General features: G+C 63.5%; 15 protein-coding genes. 4 read left to right on the plus strand and 11 right to left on the minus strand.

Translation table 11 applies throughout. The features are described 5' to 3' along the window. Positions 1 to 37: 37 nt before the first annotated feature. The 6 genes from ACN0S5_RS02955 to pedF form a co-directional block, all read right to left on the minus strand. Positions 38 to 829, minus strand: coding sequence for an FAD binding domain-containing protein (locus ACN0S5_RS02955; RefSeq protein ID WP_417205808.1), 792 nt, complete (start codon positions 827 to 829; stop codon positions 38 to 40). Positions 830 to 882: 53 nt separating this feature from the next. Beyond that, a complete protein-coding gene (locus tag ACN0S5_RS02960; protein ID WP_417205810.1) occupies positions 883 to 3,252 on the minus strand; it encodes a xanthine dehydrogenase family protein molybdopterin-binding subunit in 2,370 nt (789 codons plus the stop codon). Positions 3,253 to 3,337: 85 nt separating this feature from the next. Next, positions 3,338 to 3,823 (minus strand): (2Fe-2S)-binding protein, encoded by a 486-nt coding sequence (locus tag ACN0S5_RS02965; RefSeq protein ID WP_417205811.1) that lies wholly within the window; start codon positions 3,821 to 3,823, stop codon positions 3,338 to 3,340. A 51-nt stretch (positions 3,824 to 3,874) separates the two neighbouring features. Beyond that, on the minus strand, positions 3,875 to 4,399 hold the full coding sequence (locus ACN0S5_RS02970; RefSeq protein ID WP_417205813.1) for a CoxG family protein: 525 nt from the start codon (positions 4,397 to 4,399) through the stop codon (positions 3,875 to 3,877). 66 nt (positions 4,400 to 4,465) lie between these two features. Then, positions 4,466 to 5,371 carry a transporter substrate-binding domain-containing protein gene (locus ACN0S5_RS02975; protein ID WP_417205815.1) on the minus strand — a complete coding sequence of 302 codons (906 nt, stop codon included), beginning with the start codon at positions 5,369 to 5,371 and terminating at the stop codon, positions 4,466 to 4,468. Between the two features lie 2 nt (positions 5,372 to 5,373). Continuing rightward, a complete protein-coding gene (gene pedF / locus ACN0S5_RS02980; RefSeq protein ID WP_417205817.1) occupies positions 5,374 to 6,057 on the minus strand; it encodes a cytochrome c-550 PedF in 684 nt (227 codons plus the stop codon). A gap of 159 nt (positions 6,058 to 6,216) precedes the next feature. On the opposite strand from pedF, the gene ACN0S5_RS02985 reads away from it, so the two are divergent. The 4 genes from ACN0S5_RS02985 to ACN0S5_RS03000 all read left to right on the plus strand — a co-directional run bounded on the left by ACN0S5_RS02985 (position 6,217) and on the right by ACN0S5_RS03000 (position 10,920). Beyond that, a complete protein-coding gene (locus tag ACN0S5_RS02985) occupies positions 6,217 to 7,377 on the plus strand; it encodes an ABC transporter substrate-binding protein (RefSeq protein WP_417205818.1) in 1,161 nt (386 codons plus the stop codon). 9 nt (positions 7,378 to 7,386) lie between these two features. After that, the gene (locus ACN0S5_RS02990) at positions 7,387 to 8,373 is read left to right on the plus strand and encodes a YVTN family beta-propeller repeat protein (protein WP_417205819.1); all 987 of its coding nucleotides are present in this window, start codon (positions 7,387 to 7,389) and stop codon (positions 8,371 to 8,373) included. Between the two features lie 109 nt (positions 8,374 to 8,482). Beyond that, the gene (locus ACN0S5_RS02995; RefSeq protein WP_417205821.1) at positions 8,483 to 8,884 is read left to right on the plus strand and encodes a c-type cytochrome; all 402 of its coding nucleotides are present in this window, start codon (positions 8,483 to 8,485) and stop codon (positions 8,882 to 8,884) included. Between the two features lie 269 nt (positions 8,885 to 9,153). Then, positions 9,154 to 10,920 carry a PQQ-dependent methanol/ethanol family dehydrogenase gene (locus tag ACN0S5_RS03000; protein ID WP_417205823.1) on the plus strand — a complete coding sequence of 589 codons (1,767 nt, stop codon included), beginning with the start codon at positions 9,154 to 9,156 and terminating at the stop codon, positions 10,918 to 10,920. Positions 10,921 to 11,144: 224 nt separating this feature from the next. Here the strand turns inward: ACN0S5_RS03000 and gyrB are convergent, their stop codons facing one another. From gyrB to dnaA, 5 genes are all read right to left on the minus strand, one after another. Continuing rightward, a complete protein-coding gene (gene gyrB / locus ACN0S5_RS03005) occupies positions 11,145 to 13,562 on the minus strand; it encodes a DNA topoisomerase (ATP-hydrolyzing) subunit B (protein ID WP_417205825.1) in 2,418 nt (805 codons plus the stop codon). 250 nt (positions 13,563 to 13,812) lie between these two features. Further along, positions 13,813 to 14,334: a GNAT family N-acetyltransferase gene (locus ACN0S5_RS03010; protein WP_417205827.1), complete on the minus strand. Its 522-nt coding sequence runs from the start codon at positions 14,332 to 14,334 to the stop codon at positions 13,813 to 13,815. Beyond that, positions 14,327 to 15,430, minus strand: coding sequence for a DNA replication/repair protein RecF (gene recF, locus ACN0S5_RS03015; protein WP_417205829.1), 1,104 nt, complete (start codon positions 15,428 to 15,430; stop codon positions 14,327 to 14,329). The genes ACN0S5_RS03010 and recF overlap by 8 nt, the downstream gene beginning before the upstream one ends. A gap of 37 nt (positions 15,431 to 15,467) precedes the next feature. Then, positions 15,468 to 16,586, minus strand: coding sequence for a DNA polymerase III subunit beta (gene dnaN, locus ACN0S5_RS03020; RefSeq protein ID WP_417205831.1), 1,119 nt, complete (start codon positions 16,584 to 16,586; stop codon positions 15,468 to 15,470). A 154-nt stretch (positions 16,587 to 16,740) separates the two neighbouring features. Further along, positions 16,741 to 18,099, minus strand: coding sequence for a chromosomal replication initiator protein DnaA (gene dnaA, locus ACN0S5_RS03025; protein ID WP_417205833.1), 1,359 nt, complete (start codon positions 18,097 to 18,099; stop codon positions 16,741 to 16,743). Positions 18,100 to 18,477 lie beyond the last annotated feature (378 nt).

Genomic DNA, 18,477 nt, shown 5'->3' on the forward strand with positions numbered 1-18,477 from the left:
GGTGGGCCGGGGGTCTTAATGCTTACACAAAAGCCGCTTAGCTTGCAGCGGCGACCGCGCGTTTGGTCATCACGCCGACAAGATGGGCGCGATACGCGCCGGTGCCGTGCAGATCAGAGATCATGCCATCGGCGGGGACCGACAGACCGGCGACCGCGTCGGGCGAGAAGTTGGACGACAGCGCCGCTTCGGCCTCTGTCCAGCGGAAGACTCCGTTTTCCGACGCGCCCGTTACCGCAACCCGCACACCATCGGCGTATTTCGCCACAAAGACAGCCGTCAGCGCAAACCGCGAGGCGGGCTGTTCGAACTTGGCGTAGCCCGCCGCCTCGGGGACCGGGAAACGGACCGAGGTGATGATCTCACCCTCTTCCAGCGCGGTGGTGAACATGCCCTGAAAGAAATCGTCCGCCGCAATCTCACGCGTGTTGGTGACGATTGTCGCGCCCGAGCCCAGCGCCGCCGCCGGGTAACAGGCCGAGGGGTCGTTGTTGGCAAGGCTGCCACCGATGGTGCCGCGATTGCGGACCGCCGGATCGCCGATGCCACCGGCAAGCTTTGCCAGACCGGGGTAGATCGAGGCCGCCTCTGCCGCGACGGTGGCGTGGTTGGTGCCGCCGCCGATGGCAAGGTCGCCGCTGTCTTCGCGGCAAACGCCCTGCATTTCCGCGATGCCGGTCAGGCTGACCAGCACCGACGGGCTGGCCAGACGCTGTTTCAGCGTCGGAATCAGGGTCTGGCCGCCGGACAGGGCCTGCGCCTCATCCTGCGCCAGAGCGGAAACCGCGTCGGCCACGCTGGTTGGCCGTACCATGTCGAATGAATACATCTTTTATCCTCCTGTTGCGTCCCCCGGCCCGTCACGCGGGCCGGGGGTGGGGATTATCCGTTGATCGCGGCCCAGACCCGCGAGGGCGAGACGGGCATATCGATATGGGTTACGTTATGACCGCCCGATTGCAGCGCGTCGATAACCGCGTTCACAACTGTCGGCGGCGACCCGATGGCACCGGCCTCACCACAGCCCTTCACACCCAGCGGGTTGTGCGTGCAGGGGGTCTGGCAAGAGTGATCCACCTTGTAGTTGGCCATATCCGGCAGATTGTCGGCGCGCGGCATGGCGTAATCCATGTAGGACGCGCTCAGCAACTGGCCGTTCTCATCGTAGATGCAACTTTCCAGCAGCGCCTGACCGATCCCCTGCGCGATGCCGCCATGCACCTGACCTTCGACGATCATCGGGTTGATGACGTTGCCGAAATCGTCCGCCGAGACGAACTTTTCAATCGTGACTTCGCCGGTTTCCGGGTCAACCTCGACCTCGCAGGCATAGGCACCTGCGGGGTAGGTGAAGTTCGCCGGATCGTAGAAGGCGGTTTCCTCAAGGCCCGGTTCGATGTCCTCAAGCGGGTAGTTGTGCGGCACGTAGGCCGCCAGCGTCACATCCCCCCAAGCCACGGATTTGTCGGTGCCCGCAACCGAGAACTGACCGTCTTTCAGCTCGATGTCGGCCTCGGAGGCTTCCATCAGGTGAGCGGCGATCTTCTTGGCCTTGTTGATGATCTTCTCGGTGGCCCGAACCATGGCCGAGCCGCAGACCGCGATGGAGCGCGAGCCGTAGGTGCCCATGCCGAAGGGGATCTTCGAGGTGTCGCCATGCACGATGTCGATCATCGATTCGTCGATGCCCAGCATCTCTGCCACAACCTGCGGAAAGGCCGTTTCATGGCCCTGACCGTGGCTGTGCGCGCCGACCATCACCGAGATAGAGCCGGTGGCGTTCACCCGGACGGTGGCGGCGTCATAGAGACCGGCCCGCGCGCCCAACTGCCCGACAAGGTTCGACGGCGCGATGCCGCAGGCCTCGATGAAGCAGTTGATGCCCAGGCCACGGAGCTTGCCCTTGGCCTCGGATTCGGCGCGGCGGGCGGGGAAGCCTGCGACGTCGATCATCTCTTCCATCTTGTCCATCGTCGCGACGTAGTCACCGGTGTCGTATTCGACGGCAACCGGGGTCGCGTAGGGGAAGGAGGTGATGAAGTTCTGGCGGCGCAGCTTGATCGGGTCGGCGCCCAGTTCGCGCGCGGCCTTGTCGATCAGGCGTTCCAGCGAATAGGTCGCCTCGGGGCGGCCTGCGCCACGGTAGGCGTCCACCGGCACGGTGTTGGTAAAGACGGCCTTTACGTTCACCTGCACCGCCGGGGTACGGTAGTTGCCCGCCATCAGCGTGCCATGCAGCCATGTCGGCGTGCAGGAGGCGAAGGTCGACAGATAGGCCCCCATGTTGGCGTAGGTGTCCGTGCGCAGACCGATAAAGTTGTTGTCCGCGTCCAGCGCCAGTTCGATCTTGGTCACATGGTCACGACCATGTGCGTCGGACATGAACGCCTCTGACCGGCTCGACGTCCATTTCACCGCGCGGTTGATCTGACGCGCCGCAAAGGTGCAGAACGCCTCTTCGGCATAGTGAAAGATCTTGGTGCCGAAACCGCCGCCCACATCCGGGGCCACGACGCGCAGCTTGTGCTCGGGGATGCCCAGAACAAACGCGCCCATCAGCAGCCGGATCACATGCGGGTTCTGCGAGGTGGTATACAGCGTGCTTTCGTCATTGGCGCGGGCATAATCGCCCACCGCCACGCGCGGTTCCATCGGGTTGGCGACAAGGCGGTTGTTCACCAGTTCCAGCGAGGTGATATGCGCGGCCTCGGCAAAGGCCTTGTCGGTGGTTTCGGTGTCGGTGCCGAACTGCCAGTCATAGCAGAGGTTGTCGCTGAGATCGTCATGCACGCGCGGCGCGCCCTCGGCCAGTGCGGCCTTCATGTCGACGGCGGCGGGCAGTTCCTCGATGTCCAGTTCGATGGCCTCGGCGGCATCGCGCGCCTGTTCCAGACTGTCGGCGACAACGGCGGCGATCGGGTCGCCCACATGCCGAACCTTGCCCTGCGCCAGAACCGGGTGCGGCGGTTCCTTCATCGGGTCGCCGTTCTTGTCGGTGACCAGCCAGCCGCAGGGCAGACCGCCCACGGCCTCAAAATCCGCACCGGTGAAGATGCGCACAACGCCGGGCATGGCCGCCGCAGCCGCCGTGTCGATGTTGTTGATACGCCCATGTGCCACGTCGGAACGCAGGAAATAGACGTAGGCCTGACCGTGGACGTTGATGTCGTCGGTATAATTACCGGCGCCCGTCAGAAAGCGGACGTCTTCGCGTCGCTTCGTGCTTGCGCCAATGCCATGATCTTTCGGCATGTGGATTCCTCCCAAATGTCGGTGGGTTGGAAACCCACCCTACGGAAATGTCGCGGGCAGAACCTGTTTCCGCCCCCGTATCAGATCACTCTGCGGCGATGGCCGAAACGTCCTGCCCGCTGGCTGCCAGGATCGCCTTGACGATGTTGTGGTAGCCGGTGCAGCGGCAGATGTTGCCTTCGAGGTAGTCGCGCACCTCTGTCTCTGTCGGCTTGGGGTTTGCCTTGAGCAGCGAGGCCGCCGCCATCACCATGCCGGGCGTGCAAAAGCCGCATTGCAGGCCGTGGTGGTCCTGAAACGCCTGCTGGATCACGTTCAGCGTGCCGTCCGCGCCGGCCTGCCCCTCGATCGTCGACACCTCGGCACCGTCGGCCTCGGCGGCGAACATGGTGCAGGCTTTGACGAGCGAGCCGTTCACATGGATGTTGCACGCGCCGCACTGCGAAGTGTCACAGCCCACGTGGGTGCCGGTCAGCCGCAGTTCGTCGCGCAGGAAATCGGTCATCAGGGTATTGCCCTTGACCGACTTGGTGACGGCTTTGCCGTTCACCTTCATCGTTACTTCTGCCATCGCTATCCTCCCTGGATAAATCTTGTCTGGGGTAACTGGATCGTGCCGGTATCAGCCCTTAACGAGCCGCTTGAACCAGCCTTTCTTGTGATTATCGTCGCCATCCGGTGCCGCGCCTTCTTCGCCCTCGACAGGCGGCTCCAGCGCGTTCTGGAAATTGGTAAAGAACTGGTCGGCCATCTTCTTGGCGAACCCGTCGATGATGCGGCTGCCAAGCTGCGCCAGCTTGCCGCCGACCTTGGCCTCGACATCATAGGTCAGCAGGGTGCCACCGTTTTCGGTTTCCGCGAGGTCGACCTTGGCCCCGCCCTTGGCGAATCCCGCCGCCCCGCCTTTGCCCTCACCCGACAGGGTGACGGAATTGGGCGCATCCATCGCTGACATGGTCACCTGCCCCTTGAAGGTCGCCTTCACCGGGCCGACCTTTTGCACCACCGTGGCCTCAAAGCCCTCTTCGGCAGAGCCGGTCATCTCGGTACACCCCGGCACGCAGGACTTGAGCACCTCGGGGTCGAGAATCGCTGCCCATACGACGTCGCGGGGGGCCGCGATCTCGCGGCTGTCATTCATTTGCATCTCTCAACCCTCTTCATTCTGAAAGGCGCCAGACGGCAGCCCGTTCCTGATCCCTGCCCGGCATACTCAACGCTCAGGCGGCGTGAAACTCAACCCGTAGCTTTCGAAAATCGCCGCAATACGGCCATCGGAAAGCGCGGCATAGATGGCATCGTCCACCGCATAGGCCAGCGGACGATACCGAAAATTGACCCCCAGACCGATGGTCCAGTTGCCCACCGAAAACCCCGGCAGAGACGGCTGGTGAACGGCCAGAGCATCGGTCAAACCATACTCCAACTGCGCCTTCGGTCCCATGGCGGCCTTGACCTCACCCGCCGCCAGCGCCGCCATGGCCTGCGCCATGGTCGGAAACCGCCGGATGTTGGCCTTGAGCTGCCCGCCCGCAAGCGAGGTCAGGTAGAAATCGGCAATCGAATCGTTTTCGACCGCGACGGTATCGAACCGAAAGTAGGCCGGCACCGGCTTGTCCTCGGGGTAGGCCGCCTTGCTGTAGGCAATGGCGATGCCCTCTGTCTGGTACTGGCCGGTAAAGACCACCTGCTCGACCCGGCAGGTAAAGGCGCTGTCATAGGGCACGCGCAGCATCACGTTGGACACCGCCCCGCCCACAACCGGCCCTTTCCACAGGGTGTTGCGCAGGTCGGCATCCAGATTTTCCCCCGCCGCGACAAACCTGAACCGCGCCGTGATCCCCAAGTCCTCGGCAATCAGTTTGCCGATCTCGATGTCGATGCCACGCGGCTGCCCGCCGTCCTCAAAGGAATAGGGCGGATAGTCGTCAAAAACCGCGAACTCGATCCAGCCGCGCTCAAGGATGACATCCAGATCCTGCCCGACGATGTCGCGGCTGGCGTTCTGCGGCTTGGGCTGCGGCGTCCAGTCCTCGCAGCGCGCATCCACCGTGGTCGCCAACCCGGCCACAAGGCCAAGCGCAAGGACAACAGGACGGAAAATGCGCGCCACATCCATGATCAGTGCGCCGCCGACAGGCCGATGGTCAGCGCCTCTGCGGCCTTGCGATAGCCGTCGCCGGTGCCGTCGATGGCAACCACCGCGCGCGAGGCGGCGCTGTCGGCCACCGGCGCGCCGCTGAGCGTCTCGATGCTCTCGGCGATCTCGGTCAGCTTGGCGGTCATGCCGTCGGGATCGGCCCCTTCGGGATTTTCCGCCCAGTCCGCCAGCTGATCGCGCAGGTCCTTCAGGTCCGGCGTCAGTTCGGCCATCTGTTCATCGTCGGGGCGGGCCTCGACATAGGTGCGGATCGCCCAAGCGGCTTTCTGGCCCAGCAACTCGCCAAAGGCGGGCATCTTGGTCACGCCGTTCTGGGTATAGCCGGTGCGGAACCGCTCCATGAACCATTCATCGCCGTATTCCTCGGCCTCAAGAAACCGCAGGTCGGGGGCCAGCCCGCCCGAGATCACCTCAAGCCCATGGCACCGCGCGCAGTTCTGGTTGTAGCCGGAGGCGCCGATTTCGATCGCGGTCCGATAGACCTCGGCGTCCATGGCGCGAAACGGGTTCTCGGTCAGCCATTCCTCACCCACGTCAGGCAGGGCATCGGTGTTGACGGGCTGCGGGGCCACGTCTCCGTGCGACAGGGCCACGGTGGCACCCATCAACAGGGACAGGGTCAGGGCGGTTGTCTTGCGGATCATTTACGGTCTCCTCCACGATGCGGTTGCCCTGTTGATAAAAGCGCGCCCGGCATCGCGGCTATTGGACCTAAGTCCAAATGCCTGCGGAACCGCGACCAAGGTCTTATTCCGCCCGCCCCGCCGGTGCCTACTCTGGCCGCAACGGGAGGAGTCCAAGACATGTTTCTGCGCGCGGCACTGGCCCTCTGCCTGACCGCCTCGACCGCAATGGCCGAGGTGTCGGTGGTGATTCACTACCTGCGGCAAGAGATCGACCACCCCCCCGTCCTGTCGAATCTCGACCCGGTCCCGGAGGATCTGGGCCTGCGGGGCGCGGAACTGGGGATGCAGGGCAACGCCACCACCGGACGCTTTCTGGGCCAGACCTATACCCTGGAGGTCACAAGCGTGCCGCCCGGCGGCGATCTGGCGGCGGCGGCGCGCGCCGCCCTGGCGCAGACCGACCTGATCGTGCTGGACGCCCCGGCCGAGGCCGCGCTGTCAGTGGCCGACCTTCCCGAGGCGGCCAACGCGCTGATCTTCAACGCCGCAGCGGCGGACGACCGGCTGCGCGGGCCCGACTGTCGCGGCAACCTGCTGCACAGCCTGCCCAGCAACGCCATGCGCACCGATGCGCTGGTGCAGTTCCTCGTCACCCGGCGCTGGGACGACCTTGCGCTGATCGCGGGCACCCACCCGGACGACACCGCCTTTGCCGGGGCGCTGCGCGACAGCCTGACCAAGTTCGGCCTGCGGCTGCGGTCGGAAAAGACATGGGCCTTCGACGCCGACATGCGCCGCACCGCGTCACAAGAGGTGCCGCTGTTCACCCAGGATCTGCGCGACCACGACATCCTGCTGATCGCCGATGAGATCCACGATTTCGGCCGCTACATCGCCTACAACACATGGGATCCGCGCCCGGTCGCCGGGTCCGAGGGTCTGGTGCCGGTGGCATGGGCGCAGGTGGTGGAGCAATGGGGCGCTGCGCAGCTTCAATCGCGCTTTGTCAGGCTTGCGGGCCGCCCGATGCAATCCCGCGACTATGCCGCATGGGCCGCCGTGCGCAGCATCGGAGAGGCGGTCACCCGCACCAATTCCAACGACACCGCCACCCTGCGCGGCTTCCTTCTGGGCCCCGATTTCGAACTGGCGGGCTTCAAGGGCCGGCCGATGTCCTACCGCAACTGGAACGGCCAGTTGCGCCAACCCATCCCGCTGGTCACCGACCGCGCGCTGGTGGCGCAGGCCCCGCTGGACGGCTTCCTGCACCAGACAAACGAACTCGACACGCTTGGGCAGGACCGCCCCGATTCCGCCTGCACGGCCTTTGGAAACTGAGGACACCCCATGTTTCTTCTCTGTAAAAATACCCCAAAATCCCTCCTCGCCACGGGCCTTGCCGCCTGCCTTCTGGGCGCATCCGCGCAGGCCGAGGAAATCTGGATCTCCAACGAAAAGGACGACACCATCAGCGTGATCGACGTGGCCACGCTGGAGGTGATACGCACCTTGCCCACCGGCGAACGTCCGCGCGGCATCGTCTTCAGCCACGATCACAGCGTGCTGTATATCTGCGCCTCGGACAGCGACACGGTGCAGGTCATGGACCCGGTCAGCGGCGAGATCCTGCGTGACCTGCCCTCGGGCGAGGACCCGGAACAATTTGTCCTGCATCCCGACAACCGCCACCTTTACATCGCCAATGAGGATGACGCGATCACCACAGTGGTCGATGTGGTGACCGGCACCGTCGTCGCCCAGATCGACGTCGGGATCGAGCCGGAGGGCATGGCCGTCTCGCCCGATGGCCGCTACGTGATCACCACCTCCGAGACGACCAACATGGCGCATTGGATCGACACGCGGACGCAGGAACTGGTCGCCAACACGCTGGTCGATTCGCGCCCCCGTCATGCGGAATTCACCAAGGACGGCAGCGAGCTTTGGGTCTCTGCCGAGATCGGCGGCACGCTGTCGGTCTTCGATGTCGAGAGCAAGGACAAGACCGCGACTATCGAATTCGCCGTCAAGGGCGTCCACCCGGACCGGGTGCAGCCGGTGGGGTTTGAGTTCACCAGCGACGAAAAAACCGCCTTTGTCGCCCTTGGCCCGGCCAATCACGTGGCCGTGGTCAATGCCGAAACCTATGAGGTCGAGGAATATATCCTTGTCGGGCGGCGGGTCTGGCACATGGCCTTTAACACCGACAAAACGCTGCTGTTCACCACCAATGGTGTCTCCGGCGACGTGACGGTGATCGACGTGGCGAAACGGCAGGCGATCAAGACCATCAAGGTCGGGCGCTTTCCATGGGGCGCGGCGCTGCGCCCCTGACGCGGTCGGGCGCCGCGAATACGACCAAAGCACCGGATGGCTTTTGCCCGTCAAACCCACAGGATCGCGGCACAGGACACCGGATTCGCGCGCCCACTGGAGACCTGACATGAAAACCACCATCCTGCTGACCGCCGCCCTGTTGGCCGGTCCGGCCTGTGCCGACACCTTTGCCGATATCAAGATCACCGCCGGAAAGACCCTGTTCGACGCCGAATGCCGCCGCTGCCATGCGGTGGAGTCCGACCACGCCTCTTATGGTCCGCCGCTGGAAAACGTGATTGGCCGCGCTGCGGGCAGCTATGAGGGCTACGACTATTCCATCGCGCTGGAGGCCAGCGGCATCGTCTGGACCCCGGCCGCGCTGCGGGCGTGGATGGAGGACAATTCTGGCTTTATGCCCGGCACCAAGATGCGCCACGTGGGGATCGAAGACCGCACCGTACAGGATTTCATCCTTGCCTATCTCGGCAGCCTCACCACGCAAGATAACTCTGCAATTTCAGAGTGATACACCCCGGCGGCTGTTGCCCCGGACAGACCGGCCCGATGCGGTTTTGCCGCGTCGGGCCATGTTGTCTTGGCGCGGGACGCACCGCACAGCACGGCGATTCCCGGCCCCTGTCGCGGCCTTGCCGAATGGACCGTTGTCAACCGCGCTTCAGTCTTACGACCATGGTGCAATACCTCTGACCGCGGCTTGACTGAATACTACAGGCGGCGCCCGCGTAAGGCCGCCAAGCATCCACGTCGCCCCGAGCGATGAAGGGAGGGAACCTCATGAATCGATTCATTCTGGCAGCCGCTGCCAGTATCCTGCTGACTGGCACCGCCGCCACGGCACAAGTGTCCGAAACCGATCTGGCCGATGATCAGGCGATCACCACCCAGGTCACGACCAACGGAATGGGCCGCCATCTTCAGCGCTACAGCCCGCTGGAAACGCTGAACAAGGACAACGTCAAGTTCTTGCAGGCCGCATGGGCCTTCAGCTTTGGCGGCGAAAAGCAGCGCGGGCAGGAAGCCCAGCCGCTGATCTATGACGGCGTGATGTATGTCACCGGGTCCTATTCGCGCATCTATGCGATTGACCTGATGACCGGCAAGGAACTGTGGCAATACGACGCCCGCCTGCCCGAAGGCATCCTGCCCTGCTGTGACGTGGTCAACCGGGGCGCTGCGATCTATGGCGACATGGTCATCTTCGGCACGCTGGACGCCCGGATCGTCGCGCTGAACAAGGACACCGGCAATGTGGTCTGGCGCGACAAGATCGCCGACTACAAGGCGGGCTATTCCTATACCGCCGCGCCGCTGATCGTGGACGGGCTGGTGATCACCGGCAACTCTGGCGGTGAATTCGGCATCGTCGGTACCGTGCAGGCGCGCGACGTGATGACCGGCGAAATGGTCTGGGAACGCCCCGTGATCGAGGGCCACATGGGCACGCTGAACGGCGAGCCGTCGACCATGACCGGTGAGCTGAACGCCACCTGGCCGGGCGACATGTGGAAGAACGGCGGCGGGGCCACATGGCTGGGCGGCTCGTATGACGAGCGCACCGATACGCTGATCTTTGGCGCGGGCAACCCGGCGCCGTGGAACTCATGGCTGCGTGATGCGGGTCAGGACAACACCGGCAAGGGCGACAACCTTTATGCCGCCAGCCGCATCGGGATCGACCCCAAGACCGGCGAGATCAAGTGGCACTTCCAGACCACCCCGCGCGAAGGCTGGGACTATGACGGCGTGAACGAAGTGGTCGCCTACAACGACCGCGACGGCAACATGCGTCTGGCCACCGCCGACCGGAACGGGTTCTTCTACGTTCTGAACGCGGAGGACGGCGCGTTTGTGTCGGCCACGCCTTTCGTCAAGGATATCACATGGGCCAGCGGCATCGACGAGACCGGTCGCCCGATCTTTAACGAAGACAACCGCCCCGGCGATCCGACCGCCGCCGCCGATGGCAAAAAGGGTGAAGTTATCTTTGCCTCGCCGTCCTTCCTTGGCGGCAAGAACTGGATGCCGATGGCGTTCAGCCAGAAGACCGGCAACTTCTACGTGCCCTCGAACGAATGGGGCATGGACATCTGGAATGAGCCGATCACCTACAAGAAGGGCGCGGCCTACCTGGGTGCTGGATTTACCATCAAGCCGAACTATGAGGATCACATCGGGTCGCTCAAGGCCATCGACCCGGACACCGGCAATCTGGTGTGGGAATACAAGAACGACGCGCCTTTGTGGGGCGGCGTGATGACCACCGCGGGCGGTCTGGTGTTCTTCGGCACCCCCGAGGGTGACTTTGTCGCGCTGGACGACGAGACCGGTGAGACGCTGTGGTCGTTCCAGACCGGCTCCGGCATCGTCGGTCAGCCCGTCACATGGGAGATGGAAGGCGAGCAGTATGTCTCGATCGTCTCCGGCTGGGGCGGCGCGGTTCCGCTCTGGGGCGGCGAAGTGGCCAAGAAGGTGAACTACCTCAACCAAGGTGGCACCGTCTGGACCTTCAAGCTGCCCAAGCAACTGGCCAGCATGAAGTGATCCCGACCGGATCGTGAACAGAGAAAGGGCGTCCTGCGGGGCGCCCTTTTTCGGTGTTCACCTGCCCTGCGGGGCCCGGCGGGTTTGGCGCTGATTCCGGGGGTCAGCGCGGCGTCATAGCCTGACCGAACCAAGGTAAGCCTTTGATGTAAAGGACATAAAAGAAGGGCGCGAACACGACTGTCGTCGCGCCGCGCCCGGTTATCTACGTCGCTTTTTAAGCCTCAGAAATCCAGATTTTCGACCGCAAGCGCGTTTTGCTGGATGAACTCGCGGCGGGGTTCCACCACGTCGCCCATGAGCTTGGTGAACAGATCGTCCGCCCCGGCCATGTCGTCGATGGTGACCTGCAACAGCGTCCGGGCGTCCGGGTCCAGCGTGGTTTCCCACAACTGGCCGGGGTTCATCTCTCCCAGACCTTTGTAGCGTTGCAGGGACAGGCCTTTTTCGCCCTCCTCAAGGATTGCCTTGAGCAGTTCCAGAGGTCCGTGAACCAGTTGCCGCCGGTCCTTGCGTTCCAGCATGGAGGGCGCGGCGTAGACATGTTGCAGGCTCTCGGTAAAGGTGCCGGTCCGGCGTGCCTCGCCCGAGCGCAGCATCGGCCCGTCCAGCGTGCGTACCTCTTCGACACCGCGCAGGATGCGGGCAAGGCGGACGCCCTTGTCCTGCGTGATCCGGCCCGTCCAGCCGCGTTCGTATTCCAGCGCGATCAGGTCCAGCCGCGCCGCGACCTTGTCTGCCACGCCCTGCAAATCGGCATCCACCGCGCCGGGCACAAAGGCCCCGGCAATGGCCGCCTGTTCCAGAATGTGACGCGGGTAATGCGTTGGAAAGGCGTCCAGCACCCGCTTGAGCGCGCGCGCCTCTTCGACCACGCGCACCAGATCCTGACCGATGATCACCTCACCGGAGCCGAGTTTCAGCTGTGCGCCCTCGATCCCCTGCTGAACCAGATAGTCGTCCAGCGCGGTCTGATCCTTGAGGTAAACCTCAGACTTGCCACGGGCGACCTTATAGAGCGGCGGTTGGGCGATATACAGGTAGCCATGTTCGATCAGCGCCGGCATCTGCCGGTAGAAGAAGGTCAGCAGCAGCGTCCGAATGTGCGCCCCGTCCACGTCCGCATCGGTCATGATGATGATCTTGTGGTAGCGGATTTTCGAGATGTTGAACTCATCCCGCCCGATCCCGGTGCCCAGCGCCATCACAAGATTGCCGATCTCCTGACTGCCCAGCATCCGGTCAAAGCGCGCGCGTTCCACGTTCAGGATCTTGCCGCGCAGGGGCAGAATCGCCTGTGTGCGGCGGTCCCGGCCGGTCTGGGCCGAGCCCCCGGCAGAGTCGCCCTCGACCAGAAAGAGTTCGGTCAGCGCCGGGTCCTTTTCGGAGCAGTCCTTCAGCTTGGCCGCGTTAAAGCTGACGTCCATCGCGGTCTTGCGCCGGGTCAGTTCGCGCGCCTTGCGGGCCGCCTCGCGGGCCAGCGCGGCCTCGATGATCTTGCCGACGATACCCTTGGCCTGACCGGGGTTCTCTTCGAACCACTCGGACAGCTTTTCGTTCATCAGGCCCTCGACCGCCGGGCGCACCTCGGAACTGACCAGCTTGTCCTTGGTCTGGCTGCTGAACTTGGGGTCCGGCACCTTGACCGACAGCACGGCGGTCAGACCTTCGCGGGCGTCATCGCCGGTGAAATTGACCTTCTCCCGTTTCGCGATGCCGGATTCCTGCGCGTATTTCTGGATGGTCCGGGTCAGCGCGCCGCGAAAGCCCGCAAGATGCGTGCCGCCGTCGCGTTGGGGAATGTTGTTGGTAAAGGGCAGCACGTTCTCGTGGTAGCTGTCGTTCCACCACATGGCGACCTCGACCCCGATGCCGTCCTTTTCGCCCTCCATGTAGATCGGATCATCCATCACCGCCTGCTTGGAGCGGTCGAGGTATTTGACAAACTCGCGCACGCCGCCGTCATAGTGCAGCTCTGATTTCAGCGGTTCGGCGGGGCGCTCATCCTCTAGGATGATGCGCACGCCACTGTTGAGGAAGGCCAGTTCGCGCAGGCGTTTTTCCAGCGTCTCGAACTGATAGTCGAGGTTGGAAAAGGTGCCGGTCGAGGCCAGAAAACGGACCTCTGTCCCGGTTTCACCATGCGAGTCGCCGACAACGCGCAGGTGTTCCGTGGTTTCACCATGTTCAAATTTGGCAAAATGTTCTTTGCCGTTCCGCCAGACGCGCAGTTCCAGCCAGACCGACAGCGCGTTCACGACCGAAACGCCGACGCCGTGCAGACCGCCCGACACCTTGTAAGAGTTCTGGTCGAATTTGCCGCCCGCGTGCAGTTGGGTCATGATGACCTCTGCCGCCGAGACGCCCTCTTCGGTGTGGATATCCACCGGAATGCCACGCCCGTTGTCGCGCACAGAGACGCTGTTGTCGGCGTGGATTTTCACATGGACATAGTCGGCGTGTTTGGCCAGCGCCTCATCGATGCCGTTGTCCACCACCTCGTAAACCATGTGGTGCAGGCCCGAGCCGTCATCGGTGTCACCGATATACATGCCGGGACGCTTGCGCACCGCTTCCAAGCCTTTGAGAACTTTGATGGAATCGGCGTCGTATTCGTTCGGCGCCGCGGGTTGGTCGGACATCGAGTGATCCTTTGTTATTTTGGCCCAACTTATAGAGTTTTACCGGGAGATTGTCACGCGACAGACACAATATTTGGTATTCGCCCAATGGGCGAATTCCGCCAGCGTCGGATCGCGGTGAAGGTGGTTCGCCGCATCTCAAAGCGGCGGGTTTTTCGGGCTGTCCGCGCCCTTCTGCCAATCGTCTGCCGCATCGCTTTGCGTGATGATCAGAACGCACCCCGCACGCATGTCCAAAGGCTTTGCCGCGTCAGAACAGGTGCCCCACAAAATCCACAAAGGCCTCGTCTGGCCAGCGGTCCGCCGTCAAGGGCCGCACCCTCAGAAAGCGGCTGCTGTCCTCGACCACCTCACCGGTGCGCGCGCCGACCATCCGGACATACCGAAAGCGATTGGCAGCGGGCACAAAGCCTGCCCGGTCGTACAGCGTGCGATCCCCGAAGAGGATGGCAAACCGCGCGCCGCTGGCTTGGGCCGTCCGGACGGCGTCGGTCAGCAAGGCCCCGGCCAGACCACGCCTGCGCGCCTCTGGCGCGGTTGCCACGTCGCCGATGCCGATGACATCCACCATGCGGTCGCCAACGCGGATCGCGCGCAGAAACAGCGACATATGCGCCAGCACGCGGTTCTCGCGCCAGACAAGGCGCATGTGCGGGCGTTGCTGGTAGAAACTGCGGCCTCCGAAATCCGTTGGAAAGCTCTGGCGCAGGATCTCGGCGATCTGCGCCTCATCCTCGGGCGTCAGGTTCGGTTCGGCGATGACCTCAATCACGGATGTGCACACGGGATTCGCCCGCGTCTTCGGTCACTTCCAGATACTGCGCCTGTGATCCCAGTTCGGCAAACAGCTCTGGCCCGGTGCCGGTCATCCAGGCCTGCGCCCCCAAGGCGGTGATTTCCCCATACAGCGCCGCGCGGCGGGTCGCGTCCAGATGGGCGGCAACCTCATCCAGCAAGAGGATCGGCGACGCGCCGAAATCCTGCGCCAGTGCCCGCGCGTTCGACAGGATCAGCGAGATCAGCAGCGCCTTTTGTTCACCCGTCGAACACTCGGCGGCGGGAACCCCCTTGGCGGCAAAGACACCGTACAGGTCGGTGCGGTGCGGTCCGACCAGCGTGCGGCCTGCGGCCATGTCGCGAAACCGGCTTTCGGCCAGCGCCTCGCGCAGGTCCGCCTCGGCCGCAGGCAGACTGCCCTCGGATTGCACCATCTCCAGATCGGCGGCGGGGAAAGCGGTCTCTGCTTCGGCCTGCGCGGCCTTTAACCGGTCCAGCGCCTCTTGCCGGTTCGCGGTCAGCAGAGCGCCGGTGCGCGCCATCTGCTTTTCCAGCGCAAGATACCAGTGCGGATCGCGCACGTCGTCCTTGAGCAGGCGGTTGCGCTCTCGCATCGCCTTTTCGTAGTCCAGCGAGGCCTGCGCGTGGTCGGGAAAGAACGACAGAGTCATCCGGTCCAGAAACCGCCGCCGCCCTTCGGCCCCTTCGATCCACAGCCGGTCCATGGCCGGAATCAGCCAGACGGTCCGGGCGACCCGGCCAAGGGCGATCTGGCTGGCGGACTTGTCGTTGATCGTGACGCTGCGCGCCGCGCCGCCCTCGGAGGTAAAGGCGATCTCATGCTGGCCTTCGGGACCGGTCAGATGGCCGGTGATCTTCCAGCCAAGGCTTTGCGGACGGCGCGCCATGTCCGCCGCCGAGGCGCGCCGCAGCCCACGACCGGGGGAAAACAGCGACACGGCCTCAATCAGGTTGGTCTTGCCCGCCCCGTTTGGTCCAAAGATCGCAATCGGGCGCGCATCGACAGAGACCTCCGCCCGACGGTGCGACCGGAAATGCGACAGCGTCAGGCGGGTGAGGGCGAGCGACATGGCGAGAGACGATTTTTCGACGAAAAATCGCCCAACCTCAGACCCGCATCGGCATCACGACATAGACCGCGCTGGTGTCGCCACCTTCGCGCATCAGGGTCGGATCGCCGGAGGAATTGAACAGGAAGACGGCGTTTTCCCGGTCCACCTGGCTGGCGATTTCCAGCAGGTACTTGGCGTTGAACCCGATTTCCAGCCGCTCATCGCCATAAGCCACGGCCAGCTCTTCTTCGGCAGCACCGCTGTCAGGCGCATTGACCGACAGGATCAGCCGGTCCTCGTCCAGTTGCAGTTTGACGGCGCGCGAGCGTTCCGAGGACACCGTGGCCACGCGGTCCACCGCCTTGGCGAATTCCGAGGCGTCGACCTCCAGCTTGCGGGTGTTTCCCTGCGGGATGACGCGGGTGTAATCGGGGAAGGTGCCGTCAATGACCTTGGAGGTCAGGGTGATGTCCGGCGTGGCAAACCGCACCTTGGTTTCGGACACAGACACCGCGATATCCATATCGTCCTGATCCAGCAGCTTGCGCATCTCACCCACGGTCTTGCGCGGGACAATCACGCCGGGCATCTCATCGGCGCCTTGCGGCAGCGGCGCGTCGATCCGGGCCAGCCGGTGACCGTCCGTGGCGACACAGCGCAGCACCTTGCCGTCCTCGGCCTCGGACACATGCATGTAGACGCCATTCAGGTAATAGCGAGTCTCTTCGGTCGAGATGGCGAATTTCGACTTGTCGAACAGGCGGCGCAGCACTTCGGCCTTGGCGGAAAAGTTGCAGTCGTATTCCGAGGTCGCCATGACCGGGAAGTCTTCTTTCGGCAGGGTCGCCAGGGAGAAATGCGACCGGCCCGCCGACACCGAAAGGCGGCCCGATCCGGGATCAGCGGCCAGCGTAACCAGCGCGCCATCGGGCAATTTGCGCACGATTTCATGCAGCGTTACCGCCGAGACGGTGGTGCCGCCCGCCTTTTCCACCTGCGCCACGGCGCGGTCCAGAACCTCGATGTCCAGATCGGTGGCGCGAAAGCTGACGCTTTCGCCCTCGGCCTCGATCAGCACGTTGGCGAGGATCGGAATGGTGTTGCGCCGCTCCACCACCGATTGCGCCTGCGCGACCGCGCGCAACAGCGCCGCCCGTTCCATGCTGAATTTCATCGCCCTACCCTCTCCGCACTGCCGGGACGCGCAGCCTAGCCTGCGCAGGCCAGCACTCCAAGCCGGTTTTTACCGATTTGTCTTGCGCTTTCGCCTAGGCGTCAAGGCGTTGCGACGCACCAGACCCGGCGCGCCGCATATTTCCCACAACTGGTCAGGCTTCCAGCGCCCGGCGCAGCATCTCGACGTCTTCGTCGATCTGCCCATCCTGCTGGCGCAGTTCCTCGATCCGCCGAACACCGTGCATGACGGTGGTGTGGTCGCGTCCACCAAAGCGCCGCCCGATCTCGGGCAGCGACCGCGAGGTCAGCTGCTTGCACAGATACATTGCCACCTGACGCGGCCGGGCAAAGTTGCGCACCCGCTTTGGCCCGATCATGTCGCTGAGACGGATGTTGTAGTGCTCGGCCACCTTGCGCTGAATCTCGTCGATCGAGACCTTGCGTTCCGAGGCACGCAGCACATCCGCAAGGCTGTCCTGCACAAGATCCATGTTGATCGGCTTGCCGACAAGGCTGGCAAAGGCAAAAAGCCGGGTCAGCGCACCTTCGAGAACGCGGACATTGGTGCTGATCCGGTGGGCGAGGAATTCCAGCACACCGTCCTCGATTTCCAGACCGGGGTGCATGGCGCGATAGCTTTCGACCTTGGACTGAAGGATACCCAGACGCAGTTCATAGTCGGTCGGGTGCAGATCGACGACCAGACCGGATTGCAGGCGGCTGCGGATGCGGTTTTCCAGATCCTTGATCTCATCCGGTGCGCGGTCCGCGGAAATGATGATCTGCTTGTTCTGATCCACAAGCGCGTTGAAGGTGTGAAAGAACTCTTCCTGCGTTGAGTCCTTGCCCGCGATGAACTGCACGTCATCGACCATCAGTACGTCGACAGAGCGGAACATCTCTTTGAAATCCATCATCTTGCGTTCACGCAGGGCCTGAACAAAGCGGTACATGAACTGTTCCGCCGACAGGTACAGCACCGCCAGATGCGGATTGCGCTGGGTGAGTTCCCAGGCAATCGCATGCATCAGGTGGGTCTTACCTAGGCCGACGCCTCCATAGAGAAACAGCGGATTGAACGACACCGGACCGCCTTCGGCGACACGTTTGGCCGCCGCATGCGCCAGTTCGTTCGGCTTGCCCACCACGAAGGTGTCAAAGGTAAACCGGCCATCCAGCGGCGCGCCCGGCAGATGATCACGGGCGGGCGGCGGGGCCGCGCGCACGGTCTGCGGCTGCGGGGTCGCAGCCTCGGATTCGGTCAGCGCCGACGCCACCTTGATGTCGAGTTTGCGAACATCCTGCGATGTCCGTGCCACATGTTGCAGCAGCATGTCGCCATAGTTCTGCGACACGTAGTTGCTGAAAAAGTTCGTAGGCGCCTGCAAGGTGACGATCCCGTCCGTGCTTGTCCCCACAAAGCGCAGCGGTTCGATCCAGGTCTTGTAGTTGTTATGCCCGACAGCCTTGCTGATTTGCTCCTGCAAGGCCCCCCATTGGTCTTTGGTCATCTGCCAGTTTGTCCTCGTTCCTCGATCCCCACGCCGAATGACCTTCGGCGACGAACACTTGGCAGGAGGAACAGCGAAACCACCCCTTGCGCGCACGCAAAGGTGAGGGAGTGAACCCCAAGGTCATAGACCGCAAGACGCCCCGAATAGTCCCGTTCGGCGCGTCCGTAATGCGGCCCGCTTCTTATATCCTTTGGACACGGCCGGGGTTTCCCCCGAGACTTGTCAAAGGCGCTTTGGCGCCACGACAAGCATGATTGCGCGCACCCAAAATGAGTGCACACCAACCGGCAGCCTTGTCCCCCCTGCGACTAGTGAATCGCCTGTCGAAACTAGCAATCTTCGGGAAGACCCGGCAACCGAAACTACAGCTTGACT

Origin of the sequence: Antarctobacter sp. (genome assembly GCF_048262615.1) — a bacterium.
Classification (GTDB): domain Bacteria; phylum Pseudomonadota; class Alphaproteobacteria; order Rhodobacterales; family Rhodobacteraceae; genus Antarctobacter.

Bases quoted from the DNA above. Each gene is read 5' to 3' on its own strand.
- ACN0S5_RS02970 (WP_417205813.1), bottom strand. From the start codon at position 4,399: ATGCAAATGAATGACAGCCGCGAGATCGCGGCCCCCCGCGACGTCGTA.
- dnaA (WP_417205833.1), bottom strand. From the start codon at position 18,099: ATGACCAAAGACCAATGGGGGGCCTTGCAGGAGCAAATCAGCAAGGCT.
- ACN0S5_RS02975 (WP_417205815.1), bottom strand. From the start codon at position 5,371: ATGGATGTGGCGCGCATTTTCCGTCCTGTTGTCCTTGCGCTTGGCCTT.
- ACN0S5_RS02985 (WP_417205818.1), top strand. From the start codon at position 6,217: ATGTTTCTGCGCGCGGCACTGGCCCTCTGCCTGACCGCCTCGACCGCA.
- gyrB (WP_417205825.1), bottom strand. From the start codon at position 13,562: ATGTCCGACCAACCCGCGGCGCCGAACGAATACGACGCCGATTCCATC.
- ACN0S5_RS02990 (WP_417205819.1), top strand. From the start codon at position 7,387: ATGTTTCTTCTCTGTAAAAATACCCCAAAATCCCTCCTCGCCACGGGC.
- ACN0S5_RS02965 (WP_417205811.1), bottom strand. From the start codon at position 3,823: ATGGCAGAAGTAACGATGAAGGTGAACGGCAAAGCCGTCACCAAGTCG.
- ACN0S5_RS03000 (WP_417205823.1), top strand. From the start codon at position 9,154: ATGAATCGATTCATTCTGGCAGCCGCTGCCAGTATCCTGCTGACTGGC.
- pedF (WP_417205817.1), bottom strand. From the start codon at position 6,057: ATGATCCGCAAGACAACCGCCCTGACCCTGTCCCTGTTGATGGGTGCC.
- ACN0S5_RS02960 (WP_417205810.1), bottom strand. From the start codon at position 3,252: ATGCCGAAAGATCATGGCATTGGCGCAAGCACGAAGCGACGCGAAGAC.
- ACN0S5_RS02955 (WP_417205808.1), bottom strand. From the start codon at position 829: ATGTATTCATTCGACATGGTACGGCCAACCAGCGTGGCCGACGCGGTT.
- dnaN (WP_417205831.1), bottom strand. From the start codon at position 16,586: ATGAAATTCAGCATGGAACGGGCGGCGCTGTTGCGCGCGGTCGCGCAG.
- ACN0S5_RS02995 (WP_417205821.1), top strand. From the start codon at position 8,483: ATGAAAACCACCATCCTGCTGACCGCCGCCCTGTTGGCCGGTCCGGCC.
- recF (WP_417205829.1), bottom strand. From the start codon at position 15,430: ATGTCGCTCGCCCTCACCCGCCTGACGCTGTCGCATTTCCGGTCGCAC.